Origin of the sequence: Streptomyces sp. NPDC015032 (genome assembly GCF_043080425.1) — a bacterium.
Lineage (GTDB): Bacteria > Actinomycetota > Actinomycetes > Streptomycetales > Streptomycetaceae > Streptomyces.
The window spans coordinates 26,444-50,602 of the sequence record NZ_JBIBVN010000016.1; the positions used below are offsets into that span (position 1 = coordinate 26,444).

17 protein-coding genes and 1 pseudogene are annotated in these 24,159 nt (G+C 68.3%); 7 read left to right on the top strand and 11 right to left on the bottom strand.

Annotated elements, in window-relative coordinates:
• Positions 1-43: 43 nt before the first annotated feature.
• Complete coding sequence (gene hemE, locus ACF08M_RS22570) at positions 44-1,117, bottom strand: uroporphyrinogen decarboxylase (protein WP_392187054.1); 1,074 nt, start codon at positions 1,115-1,117, stop codon at positions 44-46.
• Between the two features lie 91 nt (positions 1,118-1,208).
• On the opposite strand from hemE, the gene ACF08M_RS22575 reads away from it, so the two are divergent.
• The 6 genes from ACF08M_RS22575 to ACF08M_RS22600 all read left to right on the top strand — a co-directional run bounded on the left by ACF08M_RS22575 (position 1,209) and on the right by ACF08M_RS22600 (position 8,492).
• A complete protein-coding gene (locus ACF08M_RS22575) occupies positions 1,209-1,868 on the top strand; it encodes a DUF3000 domain-containing protein (RefSeq protein ID WP_392187055.1) in 660 nt (219 codons plus the stop codon).
• Positions 1,869-2,125: 257 nt separating this feature from the next.
• Positions 2,126-2,788, top strand: a complete 663-nt coding sequence (locus ACF08M_RS22580; protein WP_024488613.1) for a response regulator transcription factor — start codon at positions 2,126-2,128, stop codon at positions 2,786-2,788.
• Between the two features lie 120 nt (positions 2,789-2,908).
• A complete protein-coding gene (locus tag ACF08M_RS22585; protein ID WP_392187056.1) occupies positions 2,909-4,183 on the top strand; it encodes an HRDC domain-containing protein in 1,275 nt (424 codons plus the stop codon).
• 364 nt (positions 4,184-4,547) lie between these two features.
• Complete coding sequence (locus tag ACF08M_RS22590; protein ID WP_392187057.1) at positions 4,548-5,774, top strand: thiolase family protein; 1,227 nt, start codon at positions 4,548-4,550, stop codon at positions 5,772-5,774.
• A complete protein-coding gene (locus ACF08M_RS22595; protein WP_392187058.1) occupies positions 5,771-7,900 on the top strand; it encodes a 3-hydroxyacyl-CoA dehydrogenase NAD-binding domain-containing protein in 2,130 nt (709 codons plus the stop codon). The genes ACF08M_RS22590 and ACF08M_RS22595 overlap by 4 nt, the downstream gene beginning before the upstream one ends.
• Before the next feature lie 181 nt (positions 7,901-8,081).
• Positions 8,082-8,492 carry an NTP pyrophosphohydrolase gene (locus tag ACF08M_RS22600; RefSeq protein ID WP_392187059.1) on the top strand — a complete coding sequence of 137 codons (411 nt, stop codon included), beginning with the start codon at positions 8,082-8,084 and terminating at the stop codon, positions 8,490-8,492.
• Positions 8,493-8,725: 233 nt separating this feature from the next.
• On the opposite strand, the gene ACF08M_RS22605 is transcribed toward ACF08M_RS22600, so the two are convergent.
• The 9 genes from ACF08M_RS22605 to ngcE all read right to left on the bottom strand — a co-directional run bounded on the left by ACF08M_RS22605 (position 8,726) and on the right by ngcE (position 20,835).
• Positions 8,726-10,237, bottom strand: coding sequence for an amino acid permease (locus ACF08M_RS22605; RefSeq protein WP_392187060.1), 1,512 nt, complete (start codon positions 10,235-10,237; stop codon positions 8,726-8,728).
• Between the two features lie 202 nt (positions 10,238-10,439).
• Positions 10,440-12,371 carry a 1-deoxy-D-xylulose-5-phosphate synthase gene (dxs, locus tag ACF08M_RS22610; protein WP_392187150.1) on the bottom strand — a complete coding sequence of 644 codons (1,932 nt, stop codon included), beginning with the start codon at positions 12,369-12,371 and terminating at the stop codon, positions 10,440-10,442.
• A gap of 159 nt (positions 12,372-12,530) precedes the next feature.
• Positions 12,531-13,847 (bottom strand): sugar ABC transporter permease, encoded by a 1,317-nt coding sequence (locus ACF08M_RS22615; protein ID WP_392187061.1) that lies wholly within the window; start codon positions 13,845-13,847, stop codon positions 12,531-12,533.
• Entirely contained in the window at positions 13,844-14,638 is a 795-nt protein-coding gene (locus tag ACF08M_RS22620; RefSeq protein WP_392187062.1) for an ATP-binding cassette domain-containing protein, read from the bottom strand. The genes ACF08M_RS22615 and ACF08M_RS22620 overlap by 4 nt, the downstream gene beginning before the upstream one ends.
• A 141-nt stretch (positions 14,639-14,779) precedes the next feature.
• Positions 14,780-15,877 (bottom strand): substrate-binding domain-containing protein, encoded by a 1,098-nt coding sequence (locus ACF08M_RS22625; protein ID WP_392187063.1) that lies wholly within the window; start codon positions 15,875-15,877, stop codon positions 14,780-14,782.
• A 121-nt stretch (positions 15,878-15,998) separates the two neighbouring features.
• Entirely contained in the window at positions 15,999-17,198 is a 1,200-nt protein-coding gene (locus tag ACF08M_RS22630; RefSeq protein WP_392187064.1) for an ROK family protein, read from the bottom strand.
• 199 nt (positions 17,199-17,397) lie between these two features.
• A complete protein-coding gene (locus tag ACF08M_RS22635) occupies positions 17,398-18,315 on the bottom strand; it encodes a carbohydrate ABC transporter permease (RefSeq protein ID WP_392187065.1) in 918 nt (305 codons plus the stop codon).
• A gap of 97 nt (positions 18,316-18,412) precedes the next feature.
• Entirely contained in the window at positions 18,413-19,336 is a 924-nt protein-coding gene (locus ACF08M_RS22640; RefSeq protein ID WP_392187066.1) for a carbohydrate ABC transporter permease, read from the bottom strand.
• Between the two features lie 50 nt (positions 19,337-19,386).
• On the bottom strand, positions 19,387-20,835 hold the full coding sequence (gene ngcE / locus ACF08M_RS22645; protein WP_392187067.1) for an N-acetylglucosamine/diacetylchitobiose ABC transporter substrate-binding protein: 1,449 nt from the start codon (positions 20,833-20,835) through the stop codon (positions 19,387-19,389).
• Between the two features lie 498 nt (positions 20,836-21,333).
• Between ngcE and ACF08M_RS22650 the strand changes: the two are divergent.
• A pseudogene (locus ACF08M_RS22650) lies at positions 21,334-22,011 on the top strand (discoidin domain-containing protein); the annotation flags it as partial.
• A gap of 397 nt (positions 22,012-22,408) precedes the next feature.
• On the opposite strand, the gene ACF08M_RS22655 reads toward ACF08M_RS22650, so the two are convergent.
• Positions 22,409-24,148: a recombinase family protein gene (locus tag ACF08M_RS22655; protein WP_392187068.1), complete on the bottom strand. Its 1,740-nt coding sequence runs from the start codon at positions 24,146-24,148 to the stop codon at positions 22,409-22,411.
• Between the last annotated feature and the right edge of the window lie 11 nt (positions 24,149-24,159).

The window sequence follows — 24,159 nt, forward strand, 5'->3', positions numbered from 1 at the left end:
CAGGCTCTGAGCTGAGTGCGCGGCGCCTGGCGACCCGGTTCCCTCAGCGCTCGGTCCGCTCGTGCACGTACTCCACGAGCCGGGTCAGGGCGTCCGGGTCCATCGACGGCATCACGCCGTGGCCCAGGTTGAAGACGTGGCCCTCCAGACCGGCAGCCGCGTCCAGCACCTCCTGGGCCTTCTCCTCCACCGCCGCCGTCGGCGCGAACAGCACCGCGGGGTCGAGGTTGCCCTGGAGCGCCTTGCCGGGGCCGACCCGGCGCGCCGCCTCGTCCAGCGGGACCCGCCAGTCGACGCCGACGACATCCGCGCCCGCCTCGCCCATCAGCCCGAGGAGCTCGCCCGTGCCGACACCGAAGTGAATGCGCGGGACCTGGTACGGGGCGACGGCCTCGAAGACCTTCGCCGAGGCGGGGAGCACCGAACGCCGGTAGTCGGCGGGGGCCAGCGCGCCCACCCAGGAGTCGAAGAGCTGGACGGCCGAGGCACCGGCCTCGATCTGCACCTTGAGGAAGGCACTGGTGATCTCGGCGAGCCGGTCGAGCAGGTCGGCCCAGAGCTGCGGGTCGCCGTACATCAGGGCCTTGGTGTGTTCGTGGTTGCGGGACGGGCCGCCCTCCACGAGGTAGCTCGCGAGGGTGAACGGCGCGCCCGCGAAGCCGATGAGGGGGGTGGCGCCCAGTTCGGCGGTGAGCAGGCCTATCGCCTCGGTGACGTAGTGGACGTCCTCGGGTGTGAGGTCGCGCAGCCGGGCCAGATCGGCGCGGGTACGGATCGGGTCGGCGACGACCGGGCCGACGCCGGGCTTGATGTCGAGGTCGATCCCGATCGCCTTGAGCGGTACCACGATGTCGCTGAAGTAGATCGCGGCGTCCACCTTGTGGCGCCGCACGGGCTGCATGGTGATCTCCGCGACCAGCTCCGGCATCATGCAGGAGTCGAGCATCGGGATGCCTTCGCGCACCTTCAGGTACTCCGGCAGCGAACGCCCCGCCTGGCGCATGAACCAGACCGGCGTGTGCGGCACGGGCTCGCGGCGGCACGCCTTCAGGAACGCCGACTCATGGGTGGCGGAGGTCTTCGTCTGCTGGCCCGTGGGGCGATCGTTGGCACTCACACCTGGAATCTTCGCACGAAGCCGCAAGCAGCCGGGCCCGCCCGGGTGTCCCTCCCTGCGCGAGGCTCCGGTTCCGCCTACTCTTCCCCGCATGGCTCCGGCTCAGGGACAGTTCTCCGATCAAACCGATGGCGCTGACGGCAAGGACAGCGCGGAGGGTGGTTCCGTCCCGCCCGCGTTCCGGTCGGCGGTGGACGCGCTGCACTCGGCGCGGCTGCGCCCGGAGCTGGAGGTGGAGTCGACGCCGCCGCCCAAGCGGCTCGCCCCGTACGCGTACGCCCTGGAGGCCGCGGTCGTCCAGGGCGAGGAGGACCTCGCCGACGGCCGTCTCGTGCTGCTCCACGATCCGGCCGGGCACGAGGCCTGGCAGGGGGCCTTCCGTCTGGTGACACTGGTACGGGCCGAGCTGGAGCCGGAGATGGCTTCCGATCCGCTGCTGCCGGAGGTGTGCTGGTCGTGGCTGACCGGTGCGCTGGAGGCGCGCGGTCTGTCGTACGCAGAGGCGGGCGGCACGGTGACCCGGGCCGGGTCGCACTACTTCGGCACGCTTGCCACCCGGCGCCCGGCGACGCAGATCGAGATCCGGGCGTCGTGGACGCCGCGCGAGGGCCGGGGCGGGGTGCCGGACACGGCGGCGCATCTGACGGCGTGGGGGGATCTGCTGTGCCAGATCGCCGGCCTGCCGCCGTCGGGTCCCGCGGACGCGGCCGTGGTGACGCTCCCCCAGCGGCGCGGCCCCCAGGCCCCCTGAAATCCTTCCCGCGGAACCCTCCCGCACGAAGCTCTGCCCACGTCGGTAACACTGCGTCACGAAATGCGCAGTATTACCGGCGTTCTTTTCGTACAATCGATCGCGCGTCCGATTTGCCCGAATTGTTACTCACTAAATCGTGATCTTCCTCTAAAGGAGGACGGGTCTGCTGCCGAAGAGGTCAATGACCCTTCAAGCACGGTTCGCCCCGGCTTCTTCCCCGAGCCGGCCCGTCCCGCCACTCCCCAGGAGGCCTGGTGTCCGTTCTCCTAGAGCAGCCCGCAAGCCTGGTCGCCTACCGCCCGAACAAGCCGACGGCCATGGTCGTCGTGGCCGACCCGCGCGTCCGTTCCACCGTCACCCGCCATCTGTGGGCACTCGGAGTACGTGACGTCATCGAGGCGTCGTCCATCGCGGAGGCCCGTCCCCGCGTCGGCAACCCACGCGACATCTGCGTAGCCGACGTCCATCTGCCCGACGGTTCCGGGCTGACCCTGTTGTCCGAGACCCGAGCCGCCGGCTGGCCGAACGGCCTCGCCCTCTCCGCCGCCGATGACATCGGCGCCGTGCGCAACGCCCTCGCGGGCGGCGTAAAGGGTTACGTCGTCACCGGCACCCGAACCAATATCGGCCACCCCACCCGTCCCGGCGTCGCCCCCATCGGCGCCAACGCCGCCCGTATGCACCGCCGGCCACCCGGCACCCCGAGCCACCCGGGCGGCTACCGCGAACTGTCCGGCCGCGAGGTCGAGGTCCTCCGGCTGGTCGCCGAGGGCCAGTCCAACAAGGCCATCGGTGTCTCCATGGGCCTGTCCGCCCTGACCGTCAAGAGCCATCTCGCCCGCATCGCCCGCAAGCTCGGCACCGGAGACCGCGCAGGAATGGTCGCCGTCGCCCTGCGAACGGGAATCATTCACTGACGCCCGTACCTCCGGCGCGGCTCCGCGCAGCGACACGGACCGGCTGGTTTGCATGCATCGGCGCCCGTCGACGGAACGTTCCGTCGACGGGCGCCGCACATACACGGATACCCTTGACACGTGACCGACGCCCAAGAGACCGCAGCAGACACTTCACTGCGAACCACCGGGGGCGCTCCCCCGGACGACGTCGCCCCGGCGCCGATCCCCTTGCTCGAACCTCGCGAGGGCATTCCCCCGGTGGTGGCGTCCGACGACGCCCTCGCCCGGGTGGTCGCCGCCTTCGCCTCGGGCTCCGGCCCGGTGGCCGTCGATGCCGAGCGCGCCTCCGGCTACCGCTACGGCCAGCGCGCCTACCTCGTGCAGCTGCGCCGCGACGGCGCGGGCAGTGCGCTGATCGACCCGGTCGGCTGCCCCGATCTGTCGAAGCTCGGTGAGGTACTGAGCGGCAGCGAGTGGATCCTGCACGCCGCCACCCAGGACCTGCCCTGTCTGCGCGAAATAGGGATGACCCCCACCGGGCTCTTCGACACGGAGCTGGCCGGACGGCTGGCCGGCTTCCCGCGGGTCGGACTGGGCGCCATGGTCGAGAGCGTGCTCGGGTACTCGCTGGAGAAGGGCCACTCCGCCGTCGACTGGTCCACCCGCCCGCTGCCCGACCCCTGGCTGCGCTACGCGGCGCTCGACGTCGAGCTGCTGATCGATCTGCGCAACGCCCTGGAGGACGAGCTCGACCGGCAGGGCAAGCTGGAGTGGGCGCGGGAGGAGTTCGACGCGATCGCCTCGGCGCCGCCCGCTCCCCCGCGCAAGGACCCCTGGCGCCGCACCTCGGGCATGCACAAGGTCCGCCGCCGCCGTCAGATGGCGGTGGTACGGGAGTTGTGGACCGTCCGTGACCAGGTCGCCCGGCGCCGCGACATCTCGCCCGGCAAGGTGCTGGGCGACGCCGCGATCGTCGAGGCCGCGCTCGCACTCCCGCCGAACACGCATGCGCTGACCGCCCTGCCCGGATTCGGTCACCGCATGGGGCGGCGGCAGCTGGAGCAGTGGCAGGCGGCCATCGACCGGGCCAAGGCGCTGCCGGATTCGGAGCTGCCGCAGCCCGGCCAGACCCTCGCCGGTCCGCCGCCGCCCCGCGCCTGGGCCGACAAGGACCCGGCGGCAGCGGCCCGGCTCGCGGCCGCCCGCGCCGCGGTGTCGGAGCTCGCCGAGCGGCTGCACATGCCGCAGGAGAACCTGATCACCCCGGACACGGTGCGCCGGGTCTGCTGGGAGCCGCCCAAAAATCCGACCCTGGACGCGATCGAATCCGCGCTCACCGGGTACGGGGCGCGGCGTTGGCAGATCGAACAGGTGACCCCGCTGCTGGTCCGCGCGCTGACATCGGCGGCCTGAGGGTTCGCCGTCGAGGGGCGTATTCACGCCAGGTTGCGAGGTTCGGGTCGGACCGTGCCCTTGATCACCGGACGGGCTGTTCTCCCAGCCCGTCCGGCGTTCGCCGTTTCCGGCGCGACGGGCGGCCGGGCCGCTGGTTGCTCCTGGCCGCCCGCCCCGCCGGCACACCCGGCGGGGCGGCACTTCGGCCCGTCCGGCGTTTGAGGACGAAACGGTCCTCGCGGCTCCCCGCCCGCATGTGACCTTCGCCGCTCCCGTCGGAAGGGGTGGGCAGTCTGGTTACCCGCAAGTAGCATGAGGGAAGCGGTACGCCTGCGGGCGTGCCCCGCAGCAGTGCCATCCCGCACCCTGGAGGAGAGCCATCGTGCCTCGTACCATCCGGGACGTCGTCTTCGTCGACGGCGTCCGCACCCCGTTCGGCAAAGCGGGCCCGAAGGGCATCTACCACGAGACCCGCGCCGACGATCTCGTCGTGAAGGCCATCCGGGAGCTGCTGCGCCGCAACCCGGACCTGGACCCCGCGAAGATCGACGAGGTCGCCATCGCCGCGACCACGCAGATCGGTGACCAGGGTCTGACGCTGGGCCGTACCGCCGGGATCCTGGCCGGGCTGCCGCAGTCCGTCCCCGGTTACTCCATCGACCGCATGTGTGCGGGCGCCCTGACCGCCGTCACTTCGACGGCCGGTTCCATCGCCTTCGGCGCGTACGACGTCGTCGTCGCCGGTGGTGTCGAGCACATGGGCCGCCACCCGATGGGCGAGGGCGTGGACCCGAACCCGCGCTTCGTGTCGGAGAAGCTGGTCGACGAGTCCGCCCTGTTCATGGGCATGACCGCGGAAAATCTGCACGACCGGTACCCGCAGATCACCAAGGTCCGTGCCGACGAGTACGCGGTCCGCTCGCAGGAGAAGGCCGCCAAGGCGTACGCCGACGGCAAGATCCAGCAGGACCTGGTGCCGGTCTCGGTGCGTCGCACCAACCCGGAGGGCGGCGAGACCGGCTGGGGCCTGGTCACCGCCGACGAGCCGATGCGCCCGGGTACGACTCTGGAGTCCCTCGCGGGTCTGAAGACCCCGTTCCGTGCCCACGGCCGGGTCACCGCCGGTAACGCCGCGGGGCTCAACGACGGCGCCACCGCCTCGATCATCGCCTCCGAGGACTTCGCCCGCGAGAACGGCCTCCCGGTCAAGATGCGCCTGGTCTCCTACGCCTTCGCGGGCGTCGAGCCCGAGGTGATGGGGTACGGGCCGATCCCGGCGACCGAGAAAGCCCTGGCCAAGGCCGGGCTGGCCATCGAGGACATCGGTCTCTTCGAGATCAACGAGGCGTTCGCCGTCCAGGTCCTGGCCTTCCTGGACCACTACGGCATCGCCGACGACGACGCGCGCGTCAACCAGTACGGCGGTGCCATCGCCTACGGCCACCCGCTGGCCTCCTCCGGTGTGCGTCTGATGACGCAGCTGGCCCGCCAGTTCGAGGAGCAGCCGGAGGTCCGCTACGGCCTCACCACCATGTGCGTCGGCTTCGGCATGGGCGCCACGGTCATCTGGGAGAACCCGCACCACAAGGACGCCGGAGGCAGCAAGTGACCACCACAGCCGAGCTTTTGAAGGGTGCGGCCGAGCTGTTCCCGGACGAGGTCGTGACGTCGGCGCACGTACGCCACCTCGACCTTCCGGCGGGTGCGGGCCGCTTCGCCCTCATCACGCTGGACAACGGCCTGGACCACACCAAGCCGACCACCTTCGGACCGCAGTCGCTGGCGAACCTGAACGCCGCGATCGACCAGGTCGAGAAGGAGGCCGCCGAGGGCGCGATCATCGGCATCGGCATCACGGGCAAGCCGTTCATCTTCGCGGTCGGCGCCGACCTCAAGGGCGTCGAGCTGCTGAAGACCCACGACGACGCACTGGCCATCGGCAAGGGCGGCCACGACGTCTTCCGCCGCCTCTCCGGCCTCGCGGTCCCGACGTTCGCGTACTACAACGGCGCGGCGATGGGCGGCGGTGTCGAGGTCGGTCTGCACTGCTCGTACCGGACCGTCTCCAAGGCGCTGCCCGCGTTCTCGCTGCCCGAGGTCTTCCTCGGTCTGGTCCCCGGCTGGGGTGGCTGCGCGCTGCTGCCGAACCTGATCGGTGCCGACCGCGCGGTCTCCGTCATCATCGAGAACTCGCTGAACCAGAACCGCCAGCTGAGGGGCAAGCAGGTCTTCGAGCTCGGGATCGCCGACGCGATCTTCGAGGGCGCGGACTTCCTGGAGCAGTCGCTGGTGTGGACCGCTTCGGTGCTGAACGGCACGGTCACGGTGGAGCGCCCCGGGATCGACCGCGGCGACGCCTGGGACCAGGCCGTCGCCCGGGGCAGGGCCATCGCCGACTCGAAGGTGCACGGTGCGGCCCCGGCCGCGTACCGCGCGCTGGACATCATCGCCGCGGCGAAGAACGGCGACCTGAGCGCCGGCTTCGACGCCGAGGACCAGGCCCTCGCGGACCTGATCATGGGCGGTGAGCTGCGCTCCGGGATCTACTCCTTCAACCTGGTCCAGAAGCGCGCCAAGCGCCCGGCCGGGGCTCCGGACAAGGCCCTGGCCCGCCCGGTCACCAAGGTCGGCGTCGTCGGTGCCGGTCTGATGGCCTCGCAGCTGGCGCTGCTGTTCCTGCGCCGTCTGGAGGTGCCGGTCGTGCTGACCGACATCGACCAGGAACGCGTCGACAAGGGTGTGGGCTATGTCCACGCCGAGGTCGAGAAGCTGCTCGGCAAGGGCCGCATCAACCAGGACAAGGCCAACCGCCTCAAGGCCCTGGTCTCCGGTGTGCTGGACAAGGCGGAGGGCTTCTCCGACGCCGACTTCATCATCGAGGCCGTCTTCGAGGAGATCGGCGTCAAGCAGCAGGTCTTCGCGGAGGTCGAGGCGGTCGCCCCGGCACACGCGATCCTCGCCACCAACACCTCGTCCCTCTCGGTCACCGAGATGGCGTCGAAGCTGAAGAACCCCGAGCGGGTCGTCGGCTTCCACTTCTTCAACCCGGTCGCGATCCTGCCGCTGCTGGAGATCGTGCGCGGCGAGCGGACCGACGACGCCTCGCTGGCCACGGCCTTCGGTGTGGCCCGCAAGCTGAAGAAGACCGCGGTCCTGGTGAAGGACGCCCCGGCGTTCGTCGTCAACCGCATCCTCACCCGCTTCATGGGCGAGATCCAGAACGTCATCGACGAGGGCACGCCGGTCGAGACGGCGGAGAAGGCCGTCGAGCCGCTCGGTCTGCCGATGTCCCCGCTGGTGCTCCTGGAGCTGGTCGGTCCGGCGATCGGTCTGCACGTCTCAAAGACCCTGAACCGCGCTTTCCCGGACCGCTTCACGGTCTCCGAGAACCTGGCCGCCGTGGTCGAGGCCGGCAAGCGCGGCTTCTACGTCTACGACTCCGGCAAGCCGGAGCTGGACCCGGAGGTCGCCGCGCTCCTCAAGCAGGGCGACGTCGTCCTGTCCGAGGAGCAGGTCCGCGACCGTGTCCTGGACGCGGTCGCGCAGGAGATCGGTCTGATGCTGGACGAGGGCGTCGTCGCCGAGGCCCAGGACATCGACCTCTGCCTGATCACCGGCGCGGGCTGGCCCTTCCACCTGGGCGGCATCACGCCGTACCTGGACCGCGAGGGCGTCTCGGAGCGGGTGAACGGCAAGAAGTTCCTGGAGCCGGGCGTGGCGAGCGTTCCGGCGTAGTGCCACCGATCAGCTGACGCAGCTTCACGAAAAACGCACAAGCGCAACCGCGGCGGGCCGTACGAACCTCTCGTACGGCCCGCTTCTGCGCACCAAGAGTCCGAAACGTAGCCCGTAGGCATGCACCGCCGTCGGCGGCTGACGGGCTCCGGCCGCGCTCGGCGCATGACACCCTTGGGGGATGCGGAGTGAACCGGCCCTGGTGATCGTCGACGCGGCGAATGTGGTCGGGTCGGTACCGGACGGATGGTGGCGGGACCGGCACGGGGCGGCCGTACGATTGCGGGACTCGCTGGTCCCGTTCGCCGCGGCCGGCCTGGAGACCCTTCCCGGTCCCGTCGAACTGGTACTGGTCGTCGAGGGCGCGGCCCGGGGCGTCGCATCGGTCCCCGGGGTTCGGGTGGAGCCGGCGGCCGGGAGCGGTGACGATCGGATCGTGGAACTGGTCGCCGCCGCCCTGTCCCGTCCGCCGGGCCGTACTTGTGTCGTGGTCACCGCGGACCGGGAGCTGCGGCGGCGGGTGGCGGCCTACGGGGCGCGGTGCGTGGGCCCCCGTGCGGTACGGCCGCTGCCGCCGTCGCGCACCGGCTGAGCTGGGGCCTTTCGTTTGGATCAGGCCGGATCAGGGAGCGGGGTCTGGTGCGTGCGATCGCAAGGCGGAGGAGGGAGTCAGATGGGGTCTCCCCTGCTCGAGCGGAGCCGAGAGCTTGGGGAAGGAGCCCTGGCGAGTGACGACAACGCGGAGGGGGGTCCCCCCTGGCCCTTAATGCCTTGGGGGAGTGCGTGCCAGACCCCGCGAGCCCGGCATGATCCAAACGAGAGGCCCTAAGGCCGGCCGACGGGCTTGCCGATCCGGCTGTGGCTGCGCCCGTACATGAAGTAGATGATCACGCCGATGATCATCCAGACGGCGAACCGCAGCCAGGTCTCCGCCGGCAGGTTGAGCATCAGCCACACCGAGGCGGCCACCGAGAGGATCGGGAGCAGCGGCACCCACGGGGTGCGGAACGCGCGGTGCAGTTCGGGGCGGGTGCGGCGCAGCACCAGAACGCCCAGGGCGACGACGACGAACGCGAAGAGCGTGCCGATGTTCACCAGCGTCGCCAGTTCGTTGATGCTGGTGAAGCCCGCGACGATCGCGATGACCACGCCGAGCAGGATGGTCGGGCGGTACGGGGTGCGGTAGCGGGGGTGGGTCACGGAGAAGAACCGCGGGAGCAGCCCGTCGCGGCTCATCGCGAAGAACACCCGGGTCTGCCCGAGCAGCAGGATCAGACAGACCGTGGTGAGGCCGATCGCGGCGCCGAAGCTGATGAGTCCGGCGTAGACCGGATGGCCGACGGCCTTGAAGGCATCGGCCAGCGGGGCCTCGACGGACAGCTCGGAGTAGTGCTGCATGCCCGTGACCACCAGTGACACGGCGACATAGAGCAGGGTGCAGATGAAGAGCGAGGCGAGGATGCCACGTGGCATGTCACGTTGCGGAACCTTCGTCTCCTCGGCGGCGGTGGCCACCACGTCGAAGCCGATGAAGGCGAAGAAGACGATGGAGGCGGCGGTGAAGATGCCCATGACGCCGAAGTTCGTGGGCGCGTAGCCGAACATGAGCTGGACCAGGGGCGCGGTCAGTCCGGATCCGGCGGGCTGCGGCTGCGCCTCGGGGATGAACGGCGAGTAGTTGGCGGCCTTGACGAAGAACAGTCCCGCGATGATCACGATCAGGACCACGGCGACCTTGATGGCGACGACAATCGTCGTGACCCGGGCCGAGAGCTTCATGCCGAGCACCAGGACGACGGTCAGGACGAGCACCAGGACGAACGCGAGGATGTCGAAGCCGAATCCTTTCGCCACATCGGTTCCGGAGAGCGCGTCGGGAATGGACCAGCCGAAGTTGTCCAGCAGCGAGCGGACGTAGCCGGACCAGCCGACCGCCACCACCGCCGTGCCGAGCGCGAACTCCAGCACCAGGTCCCAGCCGATGATCCAGGCGACGAGCTCGCCGAGCGAGGCGTACGCGAAGGTGTATGCGGAGCCGGCGACGGGGACGGTGGAGGCGAACTCGGCGTAGCAGAGCGCCGCCAGACCGCAGACGATGCCCGCGGCCACGAAGGCGAGGGCGGTAGCGGGACCGGCGGTCTCCTTGGCCACCTTGCCGGTGAGCACGAAGATGCCGGTGCCGATGATGACGCCCACTCCGAAGACCGTGAGATCCAGCGCGGAGAGGGACTTCCTGAGCGCGTGCTCCGGCTCCTCGGTGTCGCGGATGGACTGTTCGACCGTCTTGGTCCGGAACAGTCCGTCACTGCTGGGTGGTGTGTCCTGCTGGGCAGTCACCGGCGTACCTCCACGCACTCGTCGTGCACGCCATGATTCTGACCATATCCGCAGCAAAGTGCCCATACTGGTCGATTTCACACAAATGGGCCGGTCGGACCACCCGTGCAGGGTGGACCGACCGGCCCATCGGCCGTATCGCGGTTCGCTCGTAAGGACCCGGGGCCCCGCGGTCCCGAGACCGCCCGGCCCCGGCCTCCGGTCAGTCCCGGACGGGCTCGACGACCACGGAGCTGTCCTCCGCCGCCACCTCGTAGCGGCCGTCCTGCCTGGCCACCAGGCCGGTGACCTGACGGGCGATGTCCGGGGCGGTCAGTCCGATCTCGGCCAGGACCTCCTTGCGGGAGGCGTGGTCCAGGAAGCGGGGCGGAATGCCGAAGTCGCGCAGCGGTACGTCGACACCGGCGTCGCGCAGCGCCTGGGCGACGGCGGAGCCGACGCCGCCGGCCCTGCTGTTGTCCTCGACGGTGACGACGACCCGGTGCCGCTCGGCGAGCGGGGCCATGGCCTCGTCGACCGGCTTGACCCAGCGCGGGTCGACGACGGTCGTCGAGATGCCCTGGGCGTCCAGCAGGTCGGCGATCTCCAGGCACATCGGGGCGAGCGCGCCGACGGAGACGAGGAGGACATCCGGCCGGGCGGCGCCGGGCTCGCGCAGGACATCCATGCCGCCGACCCTGCCGACGGCCTTGACCGCCGGGCCGACCGCACCCTTGGAGAAGCGCACCACGGTCGGCGCGTCGTCGACCTCGACGGCCTCCCGCAGCTGGGCACGGACCTGGTCGGCGTCGCGCGGGGCGGCGATCCGGAGCGTGGGCACGCACTGCAGGATCGACATGTCCCACATGCCGTTGTGCGAGGCGCCGTCGGTGCCGGTGACACCGGCCCGGTCCAGGACGAAGGTCACACCGCACTTGTGCAGCGCGACGTCCATCAGGACCTGGTCGAAGGCGCGGTTGAGGAAGGTGGCGTACACCGCGAAGACGGGGTGCAGTCCGCCGGTGGCGAGGCCGGCCGCGGAGACCGCGCCGTGCTGCTCGGCGATGCCGACGTCGTAGATCCGGTCGGGGAACTCCTTCTCGAACATGGTCAGGCCGACCGGCTGGAGCATGGCCGCGGTGATCGCGACGATGTCCTTGCGCTCCTTGCCGAGCTTGACCATCTCCTCGCCGAAGACGGAGGTCCAGTCGAGGCCCGAGGTGGCGACCGGCAGGCCGGTGTCGGGGTGGATCTTGCCGACGGCGTGGAAGCGGTCGGCCTCGTCGAGCAGGGCGGGGGTGTAGCCGCGGCCCTTCTCGGTGAGGCAGTGCACGATGACGGGACCGCCGAAGCGCTTGGCGCGCTGGAGCGCGGACTCCAGGGCCTCGATGTCATGGCCGTCGATCGGGCCGACGTACTTCAGGCCGAGGTCCTCGAACATGCCCTGCGGGGCGATGAAGTCCTTCAGCCCCTTCTTGGCACCGTGCAGGGTCTCGTACAGCGGCCTCCCGACGACGGGGGTGCGCTCCAGGAGGTCCTTGCCGCGGGCCAGGAAGCGCTCGTAGCCGTCGGTGGTGCGCAGCGTCGCGAGGTGGTTGGCCAGGCCGCCGATGGTCGGGGCATAGGAGCGCTCGTTGTCGTTGACAACGATGACGAGCGGGCGGTCCTTGGCGGCGGCGATGTTGTTCAGCGCCTCCCAGGCCATGCCGCCGGTGAGCGCGCCGTCACCGATGACCGCGACGACGTGGTCGTCCTTGCCCAGCACCTCGTTGGCCTTGGCGAGGCCGTCGGCCCAGCCGAGCACGGTGGAGGCGTGCGAGTTCTCGATGATGTCGTGCTCGGACTCCGCGCGGGAGGGGTAGCCGGAGAGGCCGCCCTTGCTCTTGAGCTTCGAGAAGTCCTGGCGACCGGTGAGGAGCTTGTGCACATAACTCTGGTGACCGGTGTCGAACAGCACCTTGTCCTTCGGCGAATCGAAGACACGGTGCAGGGCGATGGTCAGCTCGACCACGCCCAGGTTGGGGCCGAGATGGCCCCCGGTCTTCGAAACGGCGTCGACGAGGAAGGTCCGGATCTCTTCGGCGAGCTGGTCCAGCTGCTCGGGAGTGAGCCGGTCCAGGTCACGCGGTCCACCGATGCGGGTCAGCAGAGCCACCCGTTCCTCCTTGCGTTTGAGCTGGTCGAGCATGCCGATCCGATGAGTCTAATGTTCCGTGCGTCGCGGCAGGCATCGGGCGGGGGTGTGCTGTCACACGCCCTTCACTGGAACCGGCAGTGCCCGGCACCCGGATCGGGTGCCGGGCGGGCGCGTTCCTTACGCGCGACCTGCGGTCTTCTGGGTGCGCCGGGACACCGAGTCGATGACCACGGCGGCCAGCAGCACGGCGCCGGTGATCATGTACTGAATGGCGTTCGCCATGTTGATCATGTTCAGGCCCTGCTGGATCGACTGGATCACGATCATGCCGAGGAGCGCGGACCAGACCTTGCCCCGGCCGCCGAAGAGACTGGTGCCGCCGATGACGGCGGCCGCGATGACCAGCATCAGCGTGTTGCCGCCGCCGACGCTCTTGGTGGCGCCGCCGGAAAGGCTGGCGATGAAGAGCCCGCCGAAGGCGCCCAGTGTGCCGGACAGGGCGAAGACGACGATCCGGATCCGGTCGACATTGATACCGGCACGGCGCGCCGCCTCCGGATTGCCGCCGACCGCGAAGACCTGACGGCCGAAGCTCGTGCGCCGGGCGACGAAGTCCGCGACGACCAGGACGGCGAGGAAGAGCACCAGGGCGAGCGGCAGGCCGCGGGCGCCGACGGGCTCGTTCAGGACGTAGGCGACGACGAAGCAGAGGATCGCGACGACCGCGGTGCGCAGCACGACCTCGCCGATGGGGCGGGCGGGCAGGCCCGCGGCCTTGCGGCGCCTGCTGTCCACCAGGAGCGAGGCCGCGTACGCGAGGACGGCGACCAGGGCGAGTCCGTAGCCGGCGGCCTTGTCCTCGAAGAAGTAGTTGGTCAGGTTCTCGACGACACTGCCGGACGGCGTGTTGATCGAGCCCTCCCCGCCCATCATCCAGTCCTGGAGACCGCTCCAGCCGAGGAAGCCGGCCAGGGTGACGACGAAGGCCGGTACACCGATCTTGGCGAAGAAGAAGCCGTGCAGCGCGCCGAGCGCCATCCCGGAGAGAACGGCCACGGTGATCGCGAGCCATTCGTTCCAGCCGTGGTTGACGTTGAGAACGGCCCAGACGGCCGCGCCCACCCCGGCGACGGAACCGACCGAGAGGTCGATCTCGCCGAGCAGCAGGACGAACACGATGCCGACCGCCATGATGCCGAGGCCGGAGCTGTAGACAGCGATGTTGGCGACGGAGCTGGCGGAGAGGAAGTTGCTGTTCTGGAACTGGAAGACGAGCGCGATGACGATCAGTCCGACGAAGACCGGCAGCGAGCCGAGCTCGCCGCCGCGCAGCTTGCGGGTGAACTCGGCCCAGTAGCCCTTGAAGCCCTCCTCTCGGACGAGGAGGCGCGGGTCGACTGCGGGTGCGGGGGCCGCGGACTGCTCGGCGGCCGGCGGCTGCGGGCCGGGCTTCCCGGCGGCGGATGTCCCGGGGGTCTTGGCGAGGTCGCTCACTTCGCGTCCTCCTTCGTGGCCGTGCGTGCCTGGCGGCGCGTGACGGCATTGTCCGTGGCGCCGGTGATCGCGGCGATGATTTCTTCGTGGGAGGTGGCCGCCACGTCGAAGACGCCGTTGTTGCGGCCCAGGCGGAGTACCGCCACCCGGTCCGCGACGGCGCGCACGTCGGCCATGTTGTGGCTGATGAGGATGACGCCGTGGCCCCGCTCACGCAGCCGCTCGACCAGGTCGAGGACCTGGGCGGTCTGCTCGACGCCGAGTGCCGCGGTCGGCTCGTCCAGGATGACGATCTTGGGGTCGCCGATCAACGCGCGTGCGATGGCGACGACTTGGCGCTGGCCGCCGGAGAGCGCGGCGACCGGGATGCGGACACTCGGTATCCGGATGGAGAGGGTGTCCAGCAGTTCCTTGGCCCGTTTCTCCATCCCGATCTCGTCGAGGACACAGGCCCTGCGCAGTTCGCTGCCGAGGAAGAGGTTGGCGACGACATCGAGGTTGTCGCAGAGCGCCAAGTCCTGGTAGACGGTGGCGACTCCGAGATCCTGGGCGTCGTTCGGGCGGTTGATGCGGACCGCTTCGCCCTCCCACTTGATGACGCCTTCGTCGATCGGGTGGACACCCGAAATGGTCTTGACGAGGGTCGACTTGCCGGCGCCGTTGTCGCCGACCAGGGCGACGACCTCGCCGGGGTGAATCTCCAGGTCCACGTCGGTGAGCGCCTGGACGGCGCCGAACCGCTTGGAGACTCCGCGCAACGCCAGCACGGGCGTAGCGGACACGTGAATCATCTCCTTCGCCGCCTGACCGGCGGGAATGGTGGTGCTGAGCCAAGGGGGTGCGAGGGAAGTCCGGCGCCCGCCCCCGCTTGCGGGGCGATGACGGGGCGGGCGCCGGACTGGCGTGGGGCCCGAAGGCGCTGCCCGGCGGCGTTACTTGATGCCGGCCGCCTCGCAGGCCGCCTTGAACTCGGGCGTGCAGATCTCCTCGGCCTTGTAGACCTTGTCGGCGATGATCGTGCCGGCGACGTTCTCCTTGGTCACGACCTGCGCGTCGTACAGCTTGGCCGGGATGCCCTTGAACTCGCCGGAGAGGCTGTCGACCTTGGTCGGGGTCAGCTGGTCGATCTTCTCGCCCTTGAGGAGCTTGACCGCGATCTCGGCGGTGGTCTCCGCCTCCGGCTTGATCTGCTTGTAGATCGAGAAGGCCTGGTCGCCCCTGAGGACGCGCTGCAGACCGGCGAGTTCGGAGTCCTGACCGCCGACCGGGACCTTGATGCCCTGCTTGTTCAGTGCCGTGATGATGCCGCCGGCCATGCTGTCGTTGGCGGAGTAGACGCCCTGGAAGCCGTCCTTGCCCAGGGAGTCGATGGCCGCACCCATCTTCTTGTTGGCCTCGTCCGGCGACCAGTCCGGGATGTCCTGCTCGTAGACGACCTTCTTCACCTGGGCGTCGAGGACGGTGTGCGCCCCCTTCTTGAAGAACGGGGCGTTCGGGTCGGTCGGCGAGCCGTTGATCATGACAACGTTGCTCTCCTTGGCCTTGGCGCCGAGCGCCTTGACCAGGGCCTCGCCCTGGAGCTGGCCGATCTTCTCGTTGTCGTACGACACATAGGCGGAGATCGGGCCCTCGGCGAGACGGTCGTACGCGACGACCTTGACACCCTTCTTCGCGGCCTGCTGGACCCAGGACTTCGCGGCCTTGTAGTCGACGGTGTCGAGGATGATGACCTTCACGCCCTGCGTGACGAGCGCGTCGAACTGCTTCTTCTGCGTCTCGCTGTCCTGCGCGGCGTTGTTGTACCTGACCTTGCAGTCGCCGCACAACTGCCTGACCTTCGCCTCGATGATGGGGCGGTCGAACGTCTCGTAGCGGGTGGTCTTGTTCTCCGGCAGCAGCAGGCCGATGGACTTGCCGTCGCCACCGCTGCCGGCCTTGTCGTCATCGCCCGCCTTGCCGCAGGCGGCAAGGGAGACGGCCATGGAAACTGCGGCCGTTCCGATGACGATGCGTCGCGTTGTTGCGTTCATTCCGGTTGCCTCCCTGACGAGGCCGCGACGTTGCGGCCGAGGTGGCTGGAAGTCAACTCGGCTGCGCCGTCAGCGTCAAGGAGTAAATTCTTAACGAGATGACAACGGTGCCATTCATTATCTAAGTGAAGACAGGGGTAGCCGTCGACAGAGTGCTCTCCAAAAGGGTTGAATCCCCCATCTCGCTCAGCACCAGGGCCAGCGCACCCAGCACCTCGGCCCGGCCGCCGAGCGCCCCGGGCAGCACCGAGAGCTGCCGGGCGGCGCTGGGAATGGCGTAGCGGGAGACCGAGTCGCGGATCGGTACGAGCACCAGCTCACCCGCCTCGGCGAGCGAACCGCCGAGCACCACCCGGCTGGGGTTGAGCAGGTTGCAGAGATTGGCCACCCCGCTGCCGATGTGGCGCCCGACGTCCCCGACCACCCGACGGCAGCCGGGATCGCCCTCACGGGCCAGCTGGACCACCCGTTCCATGGTGAGATCGGGCCCGTGACTGGGCTGGAGCAGGGGCAGGACGTAGCGCGCGGCCGTGAACGTCTCCAGGCACCCCCGGTTGCCGCAGCGGCAGACCGGGCCCGACTCGTCGAGCGTGATGTGCCCGATCTCGCCTGCCGTGCCGCCCGGCCCCCGGTAGATGCGCCCGTCGATCACCAGACCGGCGCCGACACCGCTGGCGACCTTGATGTACGCGAGGTCCTTGACCCCCCGGCCGCTCCCCCAGACCAGCTCGCCGAGCGCGCCGAGGTTGGCGTCGTTGTCGACGTGCACCGGCACCCCGAGCCGGCCCGCGAGCTCCTCGCTGGGATTGATGCCCGTCCAGCCCGGCAGGATCGACGTGGAGCCCAGCGTGCCGGACTCGGCGTCGATCGGGCCGGGAACACCGAGGCCCACCCCGATCACCTTCTCCGGGCTGATCCCGGTCCTCTCGATGAGCCTTCTGACCAGCCGTTCCGCCCGTCCGAACCCCTCCGCCGCCGAGGCGTCGACGTCCATCGGCTCGGACTCCTCGGCGAGCACCTGGTGGGCGAGGTTGCCGATCGCCACCCTCAGATGCGTATGACCGAAATCGACGCCGACCACGATGCCGGCGTCGCCACTGAGCGAGACGCTGCGGGCCCGGCGTCCGCCCGCCGAGGTGGGGGTCACCTCGACCGTGCCGCCGTCCTTCAGCTCGCGAACGATGTTGGAGACGGTGGCCGCCGAGAGGCCGGTGCTCCGTGCGATCTCCGCCTGGGTGAGTGAGCCCGCCATGCGTACCGCGCGCACGACCCGCTCAAGGTTGGCGCGATGCAGAGATGTCTGCGACCCCGGAGTCTCCATCGACTCTCTCACTCCTACCGTTTTCTCTAACATGTGAACTCTAAGCTGAGCGTTTTGGGGCACTCCCCGTCAAGACCTTGAGCAAGCGAAGACTCGGATGAGCACCCTGCCCCCACCTGGGACGGCCTCCCGCACACGGCGAACCGCCCGCCGGCGTGTGGCCGGCGGGCGGTTCGGATCCGTACGGAGGTGACGGGCGCTACTTCACCGCCCCCGCGGTGAGCCCGGCGACGACCTGGCGCTGGAAGATGATGTAGGCCGCGAGGACCGGCAGCATCGCCATCACCAGACCGGCGAAGAGACCGGACCAGTCGCCCTTGTACCCCTGGCTGTTGGCGAGTTCGACCAGCCCCTGGGAGAGCACCCGGTGGTCCGGGTCGGTGTTCAGCACGGTCGGCAGCATGTACTGGTTCCACTGCCCGAGAAAGTTGAAGATACCGACGCTGATCAGGCCGGGCTTCGCCATCGGCAGCATCACCTGGAAGAACGTCCGGGTGTGCGAGGCCCCGTCGAGCATCGCCGCCTCCGCCACCGAGGTCGGCAGCGTCCGGAAGAACGAGGTGAGGAAGAAGACGGTGAACGGCAGCGAGTACGCGATGTAGACCATGATCAGTCCGTGTCGCGTGTTCAGCAGGGCCATGTTGTTCATGACGAAGAACAGCGGGACCAGCGCCAGGATGATCGGGAAGCTCATCCCGCCGACGAACAGGTAGTAGACGAAGCGGTTCCCGGGGAAGTCGAACCGCGCCAGCACGTACGCCGCCATCGACCCGAGCAGCAGAGTCCCGACGAGCGAACAGCCCACCACCACGATGGTGTTGAAGAAGTAATCGCTCATGTGCGCCTGGCTCCAGGCGCGCGACCAGTTCTCGAAGTGCAGCTTGTCGGGGAGCGCCAACGGCGTCGACAGGATCGAGTCGTCGGACTTGAACGACGACATGACCGCCCACAGCAGCGGCATGACGACCAGGATCGCCCAGATGATCAGCACACCGTGCGAGAAGACGTTGAGGACCTGGCCCTCGCTGCTCTTCTCCTCGACCACGGGAGCGGGCGCCTTGGCCACGGGGGCCGGTTCCGCCGCCGGGGCCGCGGGAGGGGTGTCAGTGGCCTTCACGTGTACTCACCTCGTACTGTCGAGCCGGACACGGAGGCCGACCTGTGGTGCTTGTGCCTGCTGGGGGTCCGGGAGCCGTCTCCCGTCCATCGCGGCATCAGAACTCCAGCCGCTCGCGCCGGCCCAGTCGCATCACGACGGCGGCGAAGGCCATAGTGACGATGAGCAGTCCGACACCGATCGTCGTCGCGTATCCGGCCTGCCCGTCGCGGAAGGCGGTCTGGTACACGTACAGCGGCAGAACCGTGGTCGAGTAGTCGGGACCGCCGGGGCCCACGGTCATGACCTGTACGGCGGTGAACGCCTCCACGCCGAGGGCCAGGATGCCCATGTAGACCCAGCCCGACTGCACCGTGTCCCAGAGCAGCGGGAGGGTGATGCGGAAGAACGTGGTGAAGCGGTTGGCGCCGTCGAGGAGCGCCGCCTCGTAGAAATCCTTCGGGATGGACGCCATGCCGGCGGAGAAGAGGACGACGAAGAACCCGACCGTCGACCAGACCAGTACGGTCATGACGCAGATGAGCGCGAGGTTCGGATCGCCCAGCCAGTCCGGCTGGACGGATCCCAGACCGATCGCCTTCAGTGTCGAATTCAGCACCCCGCTGGTGGGGTTGAACGCGAACTGGAACAGCAGGGCGACGATGACGATCGACAGCACCTGCGGGAAGAAGTAGGCGATCTTGTAGAAGCTCGACCCGCGCACGCCGGAGACCGCGGCGTTCTTGCGCCGCCGGCCCCCGACATTGAGCATGAAGGCGAAGAACAGCGCCAGGCCCAACGTCACCAGCGGCAGCAGCAGCACGAGCAACACGCTGTGCTGCAACGACTTCCAGAAGATGTCGTCCTTCAGCATCCTCGTGTAGTTGCCGAACCCGACCATCTTGAAGTCCGGACTCAGGCCGGTCCAGTCCGTGAACGAGTAGTAGATGGACTGGATGAACGGCCAGATGACGAAGACCGCGTACAACGCCAGTGGGACTACCAAGAACCCCACGATGAAACGGTACTTGCCGTGCTGCATCGTTTACCGACCCCGATCTTTCCGCGGGTGCCGCCGCTGGTGACGGTTGCTCACTGGTGCTTGTAGTGCTTGATGGACTGGTCCTTGGCCGCCGCGTCGGCGAAGGCCTGGATCTTCTTGATGGCTTCCGCAGGGGTCGCACGGCCGGCCATCATCTCGCCGATACCGGCGACACCGATCTGCTCCTTCTGGAGCTTCACGTACCAGTCCTGCATACGCGGGTTCACCACGTTGTCGCCGGCCTTCTTCAGCGAGTCGACACCGGACTGCATGGCGGTCGACAGGTCCAGACCGTCGGTTCCGCCGTTGAAGGCGCTGAGCGACTTGACCTGCTTGGTGAAGTTCTTCGAGGACTCCTCGGAGAGCATGAGGCGCAGCTGCTCCATGCCGCCCTCGGGGTTCTTCGCGTTGGCCGGGACGATGAAGGGCTCGCCGCCGGAGGCCCAGATGGTGCCGAACGGCAGCTTGTCGGACGAGTCCAGGCTGGACGGCGGCGCGACCATCATCTTGAAGTCCTTGGGCGTGGTCGGCGCCGCCTCGTTCTCCACCCACGACCCGTTCGGGAGGAAGAGCGCCTTGCCCTTGGTCCACTCGGTCTGCGACTGGATGTGGGTCAGACCGGGGGTGCCCTTGAGGATGTACCCCTTCTGGTACAGCTCGTAGTACGCCTCGAACGCCGCCTTGACCGCGGGGTCCTTCCAGGCGTTCGGCTCCAGGTTGTCGATCTTGTCGAGAACCTCCCGGCCACCGATCTTGCCGATGAACGGGTAGAGCGAGAACGGCAGGTAGTACGGGTACTTACCGGCGTACGTCCAGCCGGCGATGCCCTTCTTCTTCGCCTTCGCGCAGAGGGCGAGCATGTCGTCCCAGTTCTCGGGGTACTGCGCGTCGAGGTTGTCGAGCGCGGTCTGCGAGTACCAGACGCCGTAGACCGTGTACGCGTAGTACATGATCCAGACCGGGTCGCCGTCGAACTGGCCCATCTCCAGGACACCCGGGCGCAGCGTGTCGCGGACCTTCTTGCTCGGGTCGTCGACGGACGGGGCGTCCATCAACGGCGTCAGGTCCAGCAGCTGCTTCTTGCCGACCAGGACACCCATGTCCATCTGCTCGGCGCCGGAGTTGTCGATCAGGTCCGGCGGGGTGCCGCCGTTGAAGCGCGGCTGCAGCTGCGACTGGATCTTCTGGGTCGCAACGTGCTTGACCTTCGGGGCCTTGGGGAAAGCCGCGTTGTACTTCTTCTCCGCGTCGATCGCGTACTGCTGGCCGAAGCCGCCGTCGAAGATGACCACCTCAAGAGGGGCCGTCTCGTTGACGCCGAGCGGGTTCGTCTTGCTGACCTTGCCCTTCTCGACCTTCTTGTCGCTGCTGCTGTCGCCGCTCGCACACGACGACAGGAAACCCATCGTCGGAACGGTGAGCAGACCGAGCGCGGCAGATCGCTTGATCACATCGCGACGGCCAAGGCCCTCATTCTTGTGGGCGGAGGTGGATCCCATGCTCAAGTCCTCGCCTTCTCCAGGACTCAGGCGGTGTGTACCGGTCGCCCGTCGATATTCGCCTCAGGCGAAGGGCCCCGCCACCGCGGTCAGTTGCGCTTGGGTAGTGCTGATTTCAGGCTAGCCATGTGCAGTGGGGGGTTTCGGGAGACCGGGCAGCGGATGCACTTGTGGTGCCCCGTGACCGTTCCCCCTGTCCCCCTTGTCCGCGGCGCCGGAAACGGCTGTGCAGACGCCGACAGGTATAGTCCACTTGCGCCCGACTGAGCAAGATCGAATGCAAGGTTGAACAGCAGTCTTTCCCGAGTTGAGACCTCGCGGATACCTGGACCCCGTACGCCCCGATCCGGGTGTAACGATTTCCGCATTCCGGTCGATTCCACTGGCGTTTCACACCCAACGCCCTTGACACATCCCGGCACTTGGCTCCCTACTGGACCTTGCGCAGCTCCCTGACAACGTTGTCCAGGTGCACTTCCTCGGGAGGAATGGCTCGGCATGCAGCCCCGACATGGTTCTCGCAAGGGAAAAAGCCGGACGGCCGCGCTGATCACGGCTGCACTGGCTCTGGTCCTGACCGCCCCCACCGTAGCCGCCGCGCAGTCGGCCGGGACAGGTGAAAGGCGCCAAGGCGCCTCGGGCGAACGGACATTCAGCTCGTCCTTCGAAGCGGACGAAAAGCAACCGGACTGGCGCAACACCGTCGAAGAAGGCCCTGACGGAAAGAAGCGGTCGTCGGGTGTCGACGGCGGATTCTCCGCAGGAATACCGGGCAATGTCACCGACAAGGTGACGGACGTCCGCGCCGACGGCGAGAACACCGGCGGCGGGGAGGTGAAGGAGAACCTGATCGACGGGGAGCCCGGCACCAAATGGCCGACCTTCGCTCCCACCGGCTGGGTCGAGTTCGATCTCGTCGCACCGGTCAAGGTCGTGACCTACGCACTGACGTCGGCCAATGACCACGACGAGCGCGACCCGAGGGACTGGACCCTGGAGGGCTCCACCGACGGCAAGGCATGGAAGGACCTGGATTCCCGGACCGGCCAAACCTTCGCCGAGCGGTTCCGGACGAAGTCGTACGATTTCACATCTGACACCGCATACCAGCACTTCCGGCTGCGGATCACAAAGAACAACGGCGCCTCCGACGCGACCCAGCTCGCCGATGTCCGTCGACGCACTCGGCAACGTAGTCCGGCATCGAGACCCCGAAAATGTAGGGGCTGCTGGGGAACTTGTTTCGCTCGCACATGTGCCAGCGGTGGCCGACGCGGTAGACCTTCATGGGGACCTCCTGGGTTTGCTCCTAAACGTGCGCCCAGTGGTCCGGGGTTGGCGGCCGGGAGGGCCCGGATGACGAAGTGACGTTCGTGACCCTCATCCCGGGATGCCTATAGGTTTTCTATATGGATTGTGAGATCACTACCACAATCGCCACTCCGTCATTCTTGCTGGTCAGAGGGGGTGCGCGAGGCGCCTCCGCTCGCTGGGCCGTCACTCACACTCCGCAACGGTCACGCTCCGCGTGCGAACGATGACACAACGAAGGGGCTGGCGCTCATCTGAGTAGCTAGCCCCTCACATGTTGTGCGACCTGGGCCACCATGTCCAGCTCCTCCGTCGGCCGGTACCACTCGATGGTCACTCTCTGGTGGATGGGCTCCGCCACTCTGGGTTTGGCCAGCGGACGCACCGTGATGCCCTTGACCCACAACTTGATGAACTCCCTCCGCTCCTCCAGGGTCTGGCGTGCCCACCAGCTCCCCGGCCCCGTGGGGTCCTGTTCCTCCGCCTGCCACTGGTGGATGGGCAACTTGGGTGCGCTGGCCGCCTCCAACTCCTCCAGTCGCTTGTCCAGACCCTCCAGGCGATCCCCCAGCGCTGCCTCCGACTTGAGGAACCGTCGGCGTCCGATGTCCGTCTGGAAGCCTCCGGCGTCGCGTTCGTCGTACAGGTCCTCCAGGCCCTGGCGGACCTCCGCACGCTCCAGGAGTAGGGCCTCCCTCTCCCCGGCCGTCTCGGGGGCCTCCTGTCGCCTTGCGTAGCGTCGTGTGACCTCATCCAGGATGAGGAGCGTGTCCTTATCGTCCTCGGCGGCCCGGATGAGAGCGAAGATCCGGTTGGCCACGTAGTCGTCCAGGACGTCCATGGCGATGGTCGGGGCCCCTGGGTGGACGTCTGTCTTGCGCTGGCCGATGTTGCACCGGTAGGCCCGCTGGCCCTCCGGATGGGCCTTGGTGGCCGGGAACTTGGTGGACTTCCACGTGGCCCCACAGAGGCAGCGCATGAGCCCCAGGCCGGACAGGAGGGAGTCACCCTTGGAGAGGGCCTTGGTGGTCCGTCGGCCCTTGAGCCAGTCCTGGACCCTCCAGAACACGGCCGGGTCCACACGGGGCTCCCAGAGCCGGATGGGCTTGCCCTCCTCATCCCGGAGGATGCGATACCCCGTCACCTTCCGGCCCCGGCCGTCCTTGTCGTACACCGGCTCTGCGGCCAGGCCGATAAACCGGGGGTCCTGGAGGATGCGTGTGACCGTCTTGCGGTCCCACTGGGACTCGGCGCGGTCTTTCCCGACTTTCGCGCCCCGGGTGGGGGTGTCGGGGTCCAGGTTGAGGAGGGTGGTGACACCGGAGATGGAGCCGGGGTGGAACTTCATGTACCCGGGGTTGTACGGGGTGTCCATGTGCTCAGCAATGGGGCCGAACATGTGGGAGGCGACGATGGCGCATTCGTCGTTGTTCGGGCGGAGTTTCTTGACCACCAGGGAGCGGGTGCGGCCGTCTTCTCCAGTGCGGGACACGGTCTGTTCGTACGTCTCGAACCCGTAGGGGGCCGGGCCAGACCAGCCACCCAGCTCCTTGGAGGTGGCCTTGGCCCGCTTGACGGCCACGGACTTGTTCTTGGACTCCTGGTGTGCAGCGTCCAGGCGGAAGATCAGGTGGATGAGGTCCATGATGGAGTCCCGGGTGAACGTCCCCTCGGTAACGGAGACGATCTTGACTCCCAGGTTGAGGAGTTCGGTCACGATGGGGATGGCGTCCATTACCTCCAGGCGGGAGAGCCGGGAGATGTAGTACACGATGAGCACGTTGAGGCGGCCCGCACGACAGTCCTCCAACATCCGCTCAAAGTCCGGCCGTTCAACTCCGGAGAATGCGCTGATACCCAGGTCCTCATACGTGGCGATGTGGTCGGCCCCCATGGAACGGGCCCTGGCGATGCCCTCCTTGAGCTGGTCCTCTGTCGACACCTCAGATTTGTTGGCCCGCCTGGCAGACTGGCGGCCGTACACACCTGCGTGGATGGCCATGCCGGTAACTC

Coding starts and splice junctions, on each gene's coding strand:
- ACF08M_RS22575 (WP_392187055.1), top strand. CDS start 1,209: ATGGCTCCGGCTCAGGGACAGTTCTCCGATCAAACCGATGGCGCTGAC.
- ACF08M_RS22600 (WP_392187059.1), top strand. CDS start 8,082: ATGCGGAGTGAACCGGCCCTGGTGATCGTCGACGCGGCGAATGTGGTC.
- ACF08M_RS22620 (WP_392187062.1), bottom strand. CDS start 14,638: ATGATTCACGTGTCCGCTACGCCCGTGCTGGCGTTGCGCGGAGTCTCC.
- ACF08M_RS22625 (WP_392187063.1), bottom strand. CDS start 15,877: ATGAACGCAACAACGCGACGCATCGTCATCGGAACGGCCGCAGTTTCC.
- ACF08M_RS22630 (WP_392187064.1), bottom strand. CDS start 17,198: ATGGAGACTCCGGGGTCGCAGACATCTCTGCATCGCGCCAACCTTGAG.
- ACF08M_RS22640 (WP_392187066.1), bottom strand. CDS start 19,336: ATGCAGCACGGCAAGTACCGTTTCATCGTGGGGTTCTTGGTAGTCCCA.
- ngcE (WP_392187067.1), bottom strand. CDS start 20,835: ATGGGATCCACCTCCGCCCACAAGAATGAGGGCCTTGGCCGTCGCGAT.
- ACF08M_RS22655 (WP_392187068.1), bottom strand. CDS start 24,148: ATGGCCATCCACGCAGGTGTGTACGGCCGCCAGTCTGCCAGGCGGGCC.